The organism is Brucella grignonensis, from assembly GCF_002252505.1.
Lineage (GTDB): Bacteria > Pseudomonadota > Alphaproteobacteria > Rhizobiales > Rhizobiaceae > Brucella > Brucella grignonensis.
Window position 1 is genome coordinate 731,322 of sequence record NZ_NNRL01000163.1, and the last position, 12,344, is coordinate 743,665.

Sequence of the window (12,344 nt, forward strand, 5' to 3'; positions counted from 1 at the left end):
GGACAAGTTTTTAGCGTTCACAGGTAATCGAGTATCCCATGTCCCTAGTACGTCTTGCACATGAGTTGCCTATTGAGGCCCCGCGTACCGCTTGGCTCGACTCTATCATCAAGGGTGATTGCGTTTCTGCACTGGAACGCCTTCCGGATCACTCGGTGGACGTCATTTTTGCCGATCCACCTTACAATCTCCAGCTTGGCGGCGATCTTCATCGCCCCGATCAGACAATGGTTAGCGCCGTTGACGATCATTGGGATCAGTTTGAAAGTTTCCAGGCCTATGATGCATTTACCCGTGCATGGCTTTTGGCCTGCCGCCGCGTGCTGAAGCCGAATGGCACCATCTGGGTCATTGGTTCCTACCACAATATTTTCCGCGTCGGCACACAGCTACAGGACATTGGTTTCTGGCTTTTGAACGACATCGTATGGCGCAAAACCAACCCAATGCCGAACTTCCGTGGACGTCGCTTCCAGAATGCGCATGAAACGCTGATCTGGGCCTCGCGTGATGCAAAGGGCAAAGGCTACACGTTCAATTACGATGCCATGAAAGCTGCCAATGACGATGTTCAGATGCGCTCTGACTGGCTGTTCCCTATCTGCACGGGTTCTGAACGTCTGAAAGATGAAAACGGCGACAAGGTGCATCCAACACAAAAGCCGGAAGCATTGCTCGCTCGCATCATGATGGCTTCGAGCAAGCCGGGCGATGTGATTCTTGATCCGTTCTTTGGCTCCGGTACGACCGGTGCCGTTGCAAAGCGTCTTGGCCGTCACTTTGTCGGCATTGAACGCGAGCAGACCTATATCGATGCGGCAACCGCTCGCATTGATGCGGTTGAACCACTGGGCAAGGCCGAACTTACAGTGATGACAGGCAAGCGCGCGGAACCACGCGTGGCTTTCACCTCGATCATGGAGGCGGGTCTGTTGCGTCCAGGCACAGTTCTTTCCGATGCACGCCGCCGCCATGCTGCGATTGTTCGGGCTGATGGTACTTTGGCTGCCAACGGCGAAGCCGGTTCCATCCACCGTATTGGTGCCAAGGTGCAGGGCTTTGACGCTTGCAATGGCTGGACGTTCTGGCACTTTGAAGAAAATGGTGTTTTGAAGCCAATTGATGAGCTGCGCACGATTATCCGTGATCAGATGGCAGCTGCAGGGGCGTAAGCCCAAAATACAACGAGCTCACTATCGGACGACCTCCAACAAAGTCTGATGAAAAGCCCCCCGAAACAATCTGTTTCGGGGGGCTTTTTCGTTGTCGGAGATGTTCTGATCAGAATGAGAGGCCAAGGCCTCTGAGATCGCTTGCAAGTTTGGGTGCGCCAGTGAAATGCACGGCTTGCCAACCAGCGGCTTTCGCACCTTCGACATTGGCAGGGCTGTCGTCGATGAAAAGCGTTGCCGCTGGGTCGAGATCAAAGCTTACGACATGATGATCGTAAATTTCGCGGTCCGGTTTCAACATGCGAATGTCACCGGAAACGGTCACGCCGCGGCTTTCAGTGAGAAACGGAAAGCGACTTTGCGCTTCGCGCAACGTGTCAGACGCAAAGTTTGTCAGCATGGTCACATCATTGCCCTGAGCAATCAGCCCGCGCAATATCGCAACGCTGTCGTCGTAGGAATGCGGTACCATCAGGTTCCAGTTTTGGCGGAACGCGCGGATATGATCGCTGCGGTCGGGATGGGCTTCGATCAGCAGAGCTTCCGCGTCTTCCCAGCTGCGACCGCGATCCTGCTCGATATTCCAGGCGGCGGTGCAGACATTCTCCAAGAACCAGCGGCGTTCAGCGGCATCGGGGATCACATCAAGGTAAGCCAGCTCCGGATCATAATGCAGCAGCACTTTACCGATATCGAAAACGACGTGTTGGACTGGGCTGGTCAACGGCTTTTCCTCCCCCGTTTGAAAGCATCTGGAATGGCGGCCGTGATGGCCTTTTTCATGACAGTTGGCAGTGCTTCCCCCTCTAATTCTGAAGGAGAAGACCACCAGCCATCATTGGTCGTGTGTTTGGCAATATTGCTGGCTGAATAGACAGAAAGACGCAGTTCGAAATGTGTGAACACATGGGTGATGCTGCCTGATGACACCCACTCTGCACTAAAGGGCGCAGAATCTATACTGGCATCGCCATCTATACGTGCAGTCCAGTTGCTTCCGGGTACTTCCGTCATTCCAGCGAGCAGGCCTTCGCGTTGCCGTTTACGCAGCAAAACCGACCCATCATTTGCAATAGCAATAAAGGCTGCTCCTATCCGCACTGGCTTCTCGGCTTTCGGCGCCTTAACGGGAAACTCTTCCGGATCGCGGGTAGCGAGCGCTTCACAATTGTCATTCACTGGGCAAATTGCGCAGGCAGGACGCCTCGGTGTGCAGATGGTTGCGCCCAGATCCATCATAGCTTGTGCAAAGTCGCCGGGCCTGTCCGCTGGCGTCATTTCGCCCATGCGGACGCGAATCTCCGTCTTGGCAGCAGGTAAAGGTGTGTCGATCGCGAATAATCGTGAGATTACACGTTCAACATTGCCATCGACGACCGCTGCAGGTTCACCGAAAGCAATAGCTGCGATGGCCGCTGAAGTGTAATCACCAATGCCTGGCAGCTCTTTCAAACCGGTCGCAGTTGATGGAAATTTTCCATCGTAATTTGCGACAATAAGGTCGGCGCATTTTTTGAGATTGCGCGCACGTGAATAGTAACCGAGTCCGGCCCACGCACGTAGAATATCATCTTCGCTTGCCGCCGCCATAGACGCTACATTCGGCCAGCGCTCGACAAATTTGCTGAAATAGGATTTGACCGCTTCAACGGTGGTTTGTTGCAGCATTATCTCTGAGAGCCACACCCGGTAAGGGTCTGATCTCATACCGCGCAATTGTTCAGCTGGCGTTACACGCCAGGGTAGAATGCGGTGGTGACGATCATACCAGCCAAGAATTTGTCCAGTTCTAGTACTATCGGGGGTGTGGAGCATTTGATCAGTATGATTTAAACGTTGGGAAACTATCTCTAATCTGATTAAAGGCCTTTGTTTGGAATTGATAGAAATTAATGCATAGCATCGCCTTCTTGTGCTTTTATGCGCATGCGATAAATCTCGCGACAGTGAGGCGGGAAGCGGATGTGAAATAAGGAGAAACCGTGGCTAGTTCTGTCCCGGTATATGTCATCAATCTCGCACGCTCTCAGAACAGATGGGATGCTTTGCGAGCAAGTGCCAATGAGTTTTCAGTTGATGTGCGCCGTGTTGAGGCCGTCGAAGGTAAATTGCTGGCCGATGACGAGTTGGCGGATTTTGACGAGGCTGGCTTTCGTCGCAAACATGGAAAAATCGCACTGCCTGCTGAAATTGGCTGCTATTTCAGTCATATCCGCGCATTAGAAACGATTATTGCGGAAAATGAACCCTTTGCTGTCATCGTCGAAGACGATATCGAGTTCACGCCGAATTTTCTTCCTCTTGTCTCTAAAGTTACTGAGTTTCACGGATGGGATGCGATCAAATTGGTCAATCATCGCGTCGCAGCTTTTAGGCCGTTCATGAAAGTAGGAGATAAGTTTTCGATAGGGCGCTGTTTACATGGGCCGCTTGGGAGCGCTGCTGCTTACATAGTTACACTTGAAGGGGCGCAAAAACTGTTGTCTGCAATTCGGATTATGTCATTGCCGTTCGACGTAGAACTTGAGCGGGGCTGGGCAAGAAATTATGAGATTTTCACTCTAAACCAATCTATTGTTGTTTTATCGAAGGCAACTGCATCGACTATCGCTCAAGGCCGTGAAGCCTATGCTGTAAAGCGTCTGCCGATTTATAAGCGAATTGGCACCCTATTATTCAGGACGACTGACTATATACGACGAATCGCATACGCTCTTAGGCGAAATAGCCTAAAAGAGGTGTAAGTGGCTTTTCTCAAAAGATCATTTCTTGTGCGTCGGCGCATAGACCACTGGGCTCTTGCTGTCGCCTCTGCCGCTATGCCGATCCGTTTAGGATTAGGCCCGCTTATTCTTTTCCTGTTTTCATGTGTAGGTATTTATCTGAGCTTCGCCCGTCATACGGCGGTCCGTCTTTTTGCGAAGAAATTCTATATATTCATTCTGCTTTATGCAGCTTGGTCCTTGGGGCTTATTCTGTATAGGGGGGAACCTTTCAACGGTAATCGTCAGATCAGTTACACGCTTCTAATTGCGGCATTTGCATTTGCCGGCCCGGGTATGCTGTTGGTCCGCAATCCGTTACGTGCCTATGTCTTGGGTTCGCGTGTCGGCGTTTTAATGGCGGTACTCGCTGTTATTTACGTTATACTGACACAAGGGGGGCGTATAGGCGTTGGCGGAAATGAAGCTGTCTTCGCGTTCGTCGCTGGCGTTGCAGCTATTTCAGCTGCCATCCCGGTTGCTAGGGCACCTCGTTATCTCTCCAATGGCCCTCAATGGCTGATATTAGGGCTCGTAGCCGTTCTGGCATCGCAAACGCGAGCTGTAATCGTTGTGCTACCGGTTTTTGCAACCATCGAAGTAATAATTTTCCTGAAACGCTTCAGCATACGACAGCAGGGAGCAGCATATGCTGCAGTTGTGGCTGCGCTTGCTGCCCTCGTGATCGCAGGGCCGGTAGGAGATATCATCTCCAAACGTTTTGCGGGTATGGTCGAGTATTATGACAGCGGCGATAGCTCACAATGGGAAGACAAGGTTTCCGCCGATATCCGCGAGGTCATGTGGAAGAATGCTGCAAAAGTCATTGAACATAATCCCATAGCGGGTGTTGGTTCCTATTCAAAAATGGATGTCGTTCGTGCGCAGGCTGGCGAACAGGCATCCATGCTCAATGGTTTCCGACATGTTCACAATACGATCCTTGATGAACTGCTGAATGACGGCATTATTGGATTGTTTTTCATGTTTGCGGCCTTTCTTTCGATCTTTGTGCATCTTTGGCGGAATTCGGATAGTTGGGCTATGCGGCGCGCGTTGATTTATTTCGCTGTCGTTTGCGGGAGCTATGGCATGCTGCATAATCCGTTGCTGCACGAAGTGACGATTTCGTCGGTGATGTTCTTTATTGCAGCTCTGAATACCGCTGCGTCACGCCGCATTATGGCCCTCCGGCGTGCGGGTCTTACAAACTACATTTGCAGGAAATGACATCTATGAAAGCAATCGTGACGGGGGCCGCTGGCTTTATCGGCTTTCACACTGCAGCGCGCCTTCTGGATGAAGGCTGGCAGGTCATCGGTATCGATAATCTCAATGATTATTATCAGGTTGACCTCAAGGAGACGCGCCTTGCCAAGCTGAATGCACGTAACGGTTTCCGCTTTGCACAAGCCGATATTTCCGACGCAGAGGCTTTCAATGTGGCGATTGCCGCTGATCGCGATGTCGATGTTATTGTGCATCTCGCAGCCCAGGCCGGTGTCCGTTATTCCATCGAAAATCCGGCGGCCTACATATCGGCGAACGTTATGGGGCAGGTGACTGTTTTTGAGGCGGCACTTAAGTTAGAAAAGCGTCCGTCGGTTGTTTATGCCAGTTCATCGTCGGTCTATGGCGCGAATGAGAAGACCCCGTTTTCCGAAAGCGATGCTGTAGACCATCCGGTCTCGGTCTATGCAGCGACCAAACGCTCAGGCGAGCTTCTGGCGGTGTCCTATAAGCATGTTCACGGCCTGCACTCGACCGGCTTACGTTTTTTTACGGTCTATGGCCCGTTTGGGCGCCCGGATATGGCGCCATGGCTGTTCACTTCGGCGATCCTTAAGGGCGAGCCGATCCGCGTTTTCAATAATGGCGAAATGCAGCGCGACTTCACCTTCGTCAATGATATTGTGAGCGGTGTATTGGGGGCAGTAAAGCGTATCATAGAGCAGCCTGAACAAACTGCGCCGGTCTATAACCTCGGTAATAATTGCCCTGTGATGCTCAACGACTTCATCGCGGCCATTGAAAAAGCCTGCGGAAAAGAGGCAATCCGTAAGCTGGAGCCAATGCCCGCAGCGGATGTCCCGCGCACTTATGCCGACATAGCACTTGCAACCCGCGATCTCGGCTTCAGTCCTCAAACCACGCTCGATGAAGGTATCCCTTTGTTTGTTGAGTGGTTTCGGGGCTATAATGGGACGCGATGAGCGAACCAAAATCAAAACGGGGCTTTCGCCCGCTGGCTGACATGACGTCGCGTCTGATGGACCCGATGTTGCAGAAGCGCGCCGGTATCAATCTTTCGCTGCTGCAATCCTGGGAGGATATTGTTGGCTCAGCAATCGGAGCGTCGTCTCGTCCCTTGCGCATATTATGGCCAAGACGGCTGCACGAAGACGATCCATTCAGTCCTGCTACCTTGATTATTGCATGCGAAGGTTTCGCAGCCTTGCAGATACAGCATGAGACGGGTGAAATCATCAGCCGTGTAAATGGCTTTCTTGGCTTTTCCGCTATCGGTCGCATCAAGATTGAGCAGAAACCCCCAGCACTTGATTTCAAGCGTCGTCCCAAACGTTTGGCAGCCCTGGCGCCCTCCGAAGAACGCCGGATCGACAAAGCAACTGACGGGATCGAAGACGACGCATTGCGTGCCGCCCTCGCACGGCTTGGCAAAAATATTCTTGCCGAAAAGCGATCCACGAAGAAGTGAGCAATCTGCCTTAAATTTGATTCAAGATTGTTGCTGAACTGCATTTGATCACGACAGGGCTGGTGATTAGTGATCCGCCACCCTAAATTGTGCTGAAACGTCAACATTTAAACAGGACTGGATGATTCGTATGCCTGCACCGCTTAACCGCAGACATGTTATTTCTCTTGCTGGCGCAGCTGCCGCAGGACTTGCTTTTGCCGGCAATGCGAGCGCACAGTCACGCAGCGCTGAAGCCACTGTCGATGCTGCAAAGGTTGCAGAACCTGGCAAGCTCAAGGACATGGTTTATGGCAAGGCCGATGCGCCTGTTACGATCGTCGAGTATGCATCGCTGACCTGTTCGCATTGCGCTGATTTTGCGGTCAATACTTTCCCGACCATCAAGGAAAAGTACATTGATACCGGCAAAGTGAAGCTGATCTTCCGCGAATTCCCATTCGATCCACGCGCAACTGCGGCTTTCATGCTGGCTCGTTGCGCACCTGAAGACCGTTATTTCCCAATGGTTGAAGTCTTCTTCAAACAGCAGCAGCAATGGGCTGGTGCCGCAGATGGTGAAGCTGCACTGCTTCAAATTGCGAAACTTGCAGGTTTTACACAGGAGTCGTTCAAGGCTTGCTTGACGAACCAGCAAGTTCTCGATGATGTGAGAGCAACCATGGAACGTGGATCGACGGAATTTGGCGTGAACGCCACGCCAACATTCTTCATCAACGGACAGAAATACGCTGGAGCCCTTTCGGTTGACGAGATGTCGGCAATCATTGACAAGCTGCTCTAAGCCGCCTTTCGGCAAGAAAAGCGGACGCTTCATTGCGTCCGCTTTTTGCGTTTCTGAGAGAGGAGCCGGCTGATGCGCTTCTCCAAGCTGCGCCTTGTCGGTTTCAAGTCCTTCGTCGAACCGATGGAGTTCGTCATTGAAGGTGGGCTGACGGGCGTTGTCGGGCCGAATGGCTGCGGTAAGTCCAATCTCGTTGAAGCGTTGCGCTGGGTGATGGGTGAAAACTCATACAAGAACATGCGCGCTTCCGGCATGGATGATGTGATCTTCTCCGGTTCCGCCACGCGACCCGCGCGCAACACGGCGGAAGTGACACTCTTCCTCGACAATTCCGACCGCACGGCACCTGCGGCCTATAATGATCAGGACGAGTTGCAGGTTTCGCGTCGCATTGAACGTGAAGCGGGCTCGGTTTATCGCATCAATGGCAAGGAAGCGCGCGCGAAGGATGTGCAGCTGCTCTTCGCCGATCAATCGACCGGTGCTCGTTCGCCATCCATGGTCGGTCAGGGCCGTATCGGTGAACTTATTCAGGCTAAGCCACAGGCGCGACGTGCGTTGCTCGAAGAAGCCGCCGGTATTTCTGGCCTGCATACCCGCCGCCACGAGGCGGAATTGCGCCTTCGTGCAGCCGAAGGCAATCTTGAACGTCTCGAAGATGTGGTAGGAGAACTTGGCAGCCAGATTGAAAGCCTGAAACGTCAGGCGCGCCAGGCCAATCGCTTCAAGGCTTTGTCTGCAGATATTCGTCGCGCCGAGGCATCGTTGCTTCATCTGCGCTGGTCGCAGGCGAAAGCGCAGGAAGGCGAAGCGCAAAGCGCACTCGCACAGGCAACGTCGGTTGTCGGCGACATGGCGCAGGCGCAGATGAATGCAGCACGCGACCAAGCCGTTGGTGCGCATAAATTGCCGGAAATGCGCGAGGCGGAAGCGAAAGCTGCTGCCGCTTTGCAGCGCCTTTCCATCGCTCGTACACAGCTCGATGAAGAAGATGGCCGCATTCGTGTGCGCCGTGCCGAACTTATGAAGCGGCTCGAACAGCTGACAGCTGACATTGCGCGCGAAGAGCAGATGGTGCGTGAGAACGCCGATATTCTGACGCGTCTTGAAGAGGAAGAGCAGGAGCTGATTGCTTCCAACGAAGCATCTGGTGAACGCGATGAGGAATTGCGTGCGATTTTTGAGGAATCAGAAATCCGCCTGCAGGATAGTGAAAACGCGCTGGCTCGTGTAACAGCGGAACGAGCGGAAGCTGCGGCTGAACGCACGCAGATTGAGCGGGCCTTGCAGGAAACGCAAAGCCGTCGTGACCGTCTGGCGAACCAGATGGAAACAATTGAGCGCGATATCGCGGCGGTCACTGAGCAGATCGGTGGACTGTTTGATCCGGCTGAGAAGCGGATTGCAGTTGAAGCTGCAACTGACGCACTGGCAACATCCGAAGACGCGGTGACTGCCGCTGAAGAACTTGTGGGTGCTGCGCGTGAGCAGGAGGCGGCAGGCCGCCAGCCGCTCAGCGAAGCGCGCACTGAGCTTAATCGGATCGAGACCGAAGCGCAGACATTGGCGCGTATTCTCAATGCTGGTGAGACGGGCCAGTTTCCGCCTGTTGTTGAGGAATTGCGGGTCGAAAAAGGATATGAAATTGCCCTTGGCGCGGCACTTGGTGAAGACCTTGATGCGGCAAGTGACGATCACGCACCAGTCTATTGGGCATATAATCCGGCCGCAGAAAGAGACCCGGAATTGCCAGCAGGCGCAACTCCGCTTGATCGCCTGGTAGAAGGCCCACAGCAATTGCGCCGCAGGCTCGCGCAGGTGGGCGTCGTTTCGGACAGTGATGGTCCGTGTTTGCAGGCTTCCCTGCGTCCCGGACAGCGACTGGTCAGCAAAGCAGGTGCTCTGTGGCGCTGGGATGGCTATACTGCAAGCGCCGATGCGCCGACACCAGCTGCTCAGCGACTTGCGCAAAAGAACCGTCTGGCGGAGCTTGAGCAGGAAGCAATCAGTGCTGACGCCCGCGTAAAGAGTGCCGAACAGGCCGTGCAGCGTTTTGAAATGGCTGTTCGCGAAGCGGTTGAACAGGAACGCGTTGCCCGCGATGTCTGGCGTGCCAATCAGCGCAAGCTTGATGATGCGCGCGAGGCCCTGGCTGCTGTTGAACGTGCTGCGGGTCAGCTGGCGACCAAACGTGCTGGTCTCGAAGAAGCCAAATCGCGTCTTGAGGAAAACCTTGAGGAAGCGCAGATCCGCGTTGTTGAGGCCGAAGACCGTCTCAACGAAATGCCCGATATGGATGCCATCGGCGAACGTCATTCGGCCATGACTACGGAAGTGCAAGCTGATCGCGTGCAGCTTGCGGAAGCCCGCGCTGCCTATGAAGGTCAGCGTCGCGAAGCCGACAACCGTGCAAGACGGTTGGCGATGATCGGTATGGAACGGCGCAACTGGGCGTCGCGCGCGCAAAATGCAGAACAGCAGATTGCGGCCTTGAATGACCGTCGCGCGGAAACTGCGGATGAAGCAGAAATTCTGGCCGAAGCTCCGGAAGAAATCGAGAGCCGTCGCCGTGCGCTTTTGAATGAACTGTCGGAGGCCGATGAACGCCGCAAACAGGCGGCCGATATTTTGGCCGAGGCGGAGGCGGTGCAGGCTGAACTCGACAAGGCTGCGACACTGGCGATCCAGCAACTTGCAACCAGCCGTGAGCAACGCGCACGTGCTGAAGAGCGTCTGACTGCTGCCGAGGAGCGCCGCAAAGATACGGAAGCGCGCATTGCAGAAGCACTTAACTGCGCGCCGCATGATGCCATCCGTCATACGGGTCTCAAGCCTGAAGATCGCATGCCCGATCCCGATCAGCTCGAACGCCAGCTTGAGCGGCTCAGGATTGAGCGCGAACGGTTGGGTGCAGTCAACCTGCGCGCGGAAGAGGAAAGTCAGGAACTTTCTGCTCGCCTTGAGGCGATCATCTCTGAGCGCGAAGACGTCATTGAAGCGATCAAGAAACTGCGTCAGGCGATCCAGAGCCTCAACCGTGAGGGCCGTGAACGTTTGCTGGCTGCATTCGACGTGGTGAATGCCCAGTTCCAACGCTTGTTTACGCATCTTTTTGGTGGCGGAACGGCAGAGTTGCAGCTGATTGAAAGCGATGACCCGCTTGATGCTGGGTTGGAAATCCTTGCTCGGCCTCCCGGCAAGAAGCCGCAAACCATGACTCTTCTATCGGGTGGTGAGCAGGCTCTAACTGCAATGGCACTGATCTTTGCAGTGTTCCTGACCAACCCGGCGCCGATCTGTGTGCTGGACGAAGTGGATGCACCGCTCGACGATCATAATGTCGAGCGCTACTGCAATCTGATGGATGAAATGGCGGCTTCAACCGAAACGCGTTTCGTTGTCATCACGCATAATCCGATCACCATGGCCCGTATGAACCGCCTGTTCGGCGTGACCATGGGTGAGCAGGGTGTGAGCCAGCTTGTCTCGGTTGATCTTCAAACCGCAGAGCAGTTGCGCGAAGCAAGCTAGAGCGCAGCCCGAAAAGTGTGAAACGGTTTTCGGACAAAGATGCGCGTTAAAGCAAATGATCAGAGCGCCGATCTGATCCAATCAGATCGGCACTCTAATTGCTGAGTGACAATATCACTCTTCATTTTCGCTTTCGTCTTCATCATCAGCTTCAATGACTTGCCAGATGAATGCATGAAGACGTTCTTCAATGCTTGCTTTGGATGCACCTGATGCTTCCATTTCACGCTTGATTTTGAAGAATTGATCCTTGTCGGATTGCGACAGATATTTGGCGGCGGTTTCAAGTGATGATAGAGATGTGGACATGGCGGTTGATACTGCTTTGTTTGGCAAGATGCGCTTAAAACAGATAGATAGAGCATTTCCAACACTTAAATCGAAACTGGAAATGCCCTCGCTTCGCGTTTTGTCTAATTAGCGAGCCTTATAGGTTACGCTGATCTTTGCGCCTGTCAGCGCGTGTTCTGCAAGTTTGCCCGGCTCCAGGTCCTTGAGACCGATTGGCAACGGCTTGTCGAAATGTACATCCATTGTGAAAAAGCCGGTAGGATTTGGCATGTCCTGAACAAAACGAGCCAGCGCTTTTCTGGAATCTGCATCGATCTGGCTGTCGGGCAGGGCGTCAATGCCTTTGCTTGCAATATCGCGCAGACGCGCAATGTCAACTTCCGGGTCGCTTTCACCGGTTTCAGATGGCAGTGCGGCGTAATTGGCAAGAACGGGGAGGGCAATACTCTCCCACAGTCCCTGATTATCAAGGCGTAAGCGCAGATGCGAAAGCGTTGCGGTTGGATTAACCGTAAGGCTCGCAACGGACGAATCGACGGGCAGGTTGATTTCCGCAGAAACTGAGGCCTTACCCATCTTTATGTTGCTGATTTCTGCGTTCTGAATGTGCAGATAACCGCTTTCCGGATTGAAGCGATAAGAAGCTGCGAAATCCATCGGCCATTGCTGAATTGAAGTGATGTAATCCGATACTTTACTGCCGCTTTGCAGCGTCATGCGCACGCCATCCACCGCTAAGCGCCCCCACTGCGGTGCAGTTTTGCTCAAATCAGGGGCTTCAGAAAGATAGTCCTGCAGGCGATCAACTTCCAGAACGGCTCTTTCAACTGTCCACCCCATAATGCTCATGGCTTGATAAACGCCGTTCGAAACAACGCAGCCATCGGGAATATCTCTGACCGTATAATTCTTGCCGGGCTTGAGAATACTCATGCCCTTGAGAAATTCTTCGCACCGGCTAAGCGGTGCGTTGTCGGACGCAGGCGCAGTTGTTTGAGCAAATGCTGATGTGGCGGCGAGGGAGAGCAGGACGGTTGGAAGGATGAAACGCATGTCACCGAATTTTATGTTGAACTAAATAAGAT

11 protein-coding genes are annotated in these 12,344 nt (G+C 53.4%); 7 read left to right on the forward strand and 4 right to left on the reverse strand.

What is annotated here, in order from left to right; genetic code table 11:
• The first annotated feature begins 38 nt into the window (after window positions 1–38).
• Window positions 39–1,172: a site-specific DNA-methyltransferase gene (locus CEV33_RS17325; protein ID WP_094541626.1), complete on the forward strand. Its 1,134-nt coding sequence runs from the start codon at window positions 39–41 to the stop codon at window positions 1,170–1,172.
• A gap of 109 nt (window positions 1,173–1,281) precedes the next feature.
• On the opposite strand, the gene CEV33_RS17330 is transcribed toward CEV33_RS17325, so the two are convergent.
• Window positions 1,282–1,896 (reverse strand): HAD family hydrolase, encoded by a 615-nt coding sequence (locus CEV33_RS17330; RefSeq protein ID WP_094541627.1) that lies wholly within the window; start codon window positions 1,894–1,896, stop codon window positions 1,282–1,284.
• On the reverse strand, window positions 1,893–2,987 hold the full coding sequence (gene mutY, locus CEV33_RS17335) for an A/G-specific adenine glycosylase (protein WP_094541628.1): 1,095 nt from the start codon (window positions 2,985–2,987) through the stop codon (window positions 1,893–1,895). The genes CEV33_RS17330 and mutY overlap by 4 nt, the downstream gene beginning before the upstream one ends.
• A 167-nt stretch (window positions 2,988–3,154) precedes the next feature.
• Here mutY and CEV33_RS17340 point away from each other — a divergent pair, with 167 nt between their 5' ends.
• The 6 genes from CEV33_RS17340 (at window position 3,155) to smc (ending at window position 10,968) form a co-directional block, all read left to right on the forward strand.
• Window positions 3,155–3,916: a glycosyltransferase family 25 protein gene (locus tag CEV33_RS17340; protein ID WP_094541629.1), complete on the forward strand. Its 762-nt coding sequence runs from the start codon at window positions 3,155–3,157 to the stop codon at window positions 3,914–3,916.
• Window positions 3,917–5,164, forward strand: a complete 1,248-nt coding sequence (locus CEV33_RS17345) for an O-antigen ligase family protein (protein WP_094541630.1) — start codon at window positions 3,917–3,919, stop codon at window positions 5,162–5,164. It begins immediately after the preceding gene.
• A gap of 5 nt (window positions 5,165–5,169) precedes the next feature.
• The gene (locus CEV33_RS17350) at window positions 5,170–6,147 is read left to right on the forward strand and encodes an SDR family NAD(P)-dependent oxidoreductase (RefSeq protein WP_094541631.1); all 978 of its coding nucleotides are present in this window, start codon (window positions 5,170–5,172) and stop codon (window positions 6,145–6,147) included.
• A complete protein-coding gene (locus CEV33_RS17355) occupies window positions 6,144–6,653 on the forward strand; it encodes a DUF721 domain-containing protein (RefSeq protein ID WP_094541632.1) in 510 nt (169 codons plus the stop codon). The genes CEV33_RS17350 and CEV33_RS17355 overlap by 4 nt, the downstream gene beginning before the upstream one ends.
• Before the next feature lie 130 nt (window positions 6,654–6,783).
• On the forward strand, window positions 6,784–7,437 hold the full coding sequence (locus CEV33_RS17360) for a DsbA family protein (protein ID WP_094541767.1): 654 nt from the start codon (window positions 6,784–6,786) through the stop codon (window positions 7,435–7,437).
• 72 nt (window positions 7,438–7,509) lie between these two features.
• Window positions 7,510–10,968: a chromosome segregation protein SMC gene (gene smc, locus CEV33_RS17365; RefSeq protein WP_094541633.1), complete on the forward strand. Its 3,459-nt coding sequence runs from the start codon at window positions 7,510–7,512 to the stop codon at window positions 10,966–10,968.
• A gap of 114 nt (window positions 10,969–11,082) precedes the next feature.
• On the opposite strand, the gene CEV33_RS17370 is transcribed toward smc, so the two are convergent.
• Window positions 11,083–11,277: a hypothetical protein gene (locus CEV33_RS17370; protein ID WP_094541634.1), complete on the reverse strand. Its 195-nt coding sequence runs from the start codon at window positions 11,275–11,277 to the stop codon at window positions 11,083–11,085.
• Window positions 11,278–11,385: 108 nt separating this feature from the next.
• Window positions 11,386–12,312 carry a hypothetical protein gene (locus tag CEV33_RS17375; protein WP_094541635.1) on the reverse strand — a complete coding sequence of 309 codons (927 nt, stop codon included), beginning with the start codon at window positions 12,310–12,312 and terminating at the stop codon, window positions 11,386–11,388.
• Window positions 12,313–12,344 lie beyond the last annotated feature (32 nt).

Bases quoted from the DNA above. Each gene is read 5' to 3' on its own strand.
- CEV33_RS17325 (WP_094541626.1), top strand. From the start codon at position 39: ATGTCCCTAGTACGTCTTGCACATGAGTTGCCTATTGAGGCCCCGCGT.
- mutY (WP_094541628.1), bottom strand. From the start codon at position 2,987: ATGCTCCACACCCCCGATAGTACTAGAACTGGACAAATTCTTGGCTGG.
- CEV33_RS17350 (WP_094541631.1), top strand. From the start codon at position 5,170: ATGAAAGCAATCGTGACGGGGGCCGCTGGCTTTATCGGCTTTCACACT.
- CEV33_RS17355 (WP_094541632.1), top strand. From the start codon at position 6,144: ATGAGCGAACCAAAATCAAAACGGGGCTTTCGCCCGCTGGCTGACATG.
- CEV33_RS17360 (WP_094541767.1), top strand. From the start codon at position 6,784: ATGCCTGCACCGCTTAACCGCAGACATGTTATTTCTCTTGCTGGCGCA.
- smc (WP_094541633.1), top strand. From the start codon at position 7,510: ATGCGCTTCTCCAAGCTGCGCCTTGTCGGTTTCAAGTCCTTCGTCGAA.
- CEV33_RS17370 (WP_094541634.1), bottom strand. From the start codon at position 11,277: ATGTCCACATCTCTATCATCACTTGAAACCGCCGCCAAATATCTGTCG.
- CEV33_RS17375 (WP_094541635.1), bottom strand. From the start codon at position 12,312: ATGCGTTTCATCCTTCCAACCGTCCTGCTCTCCCTCGCCGCCACATCA.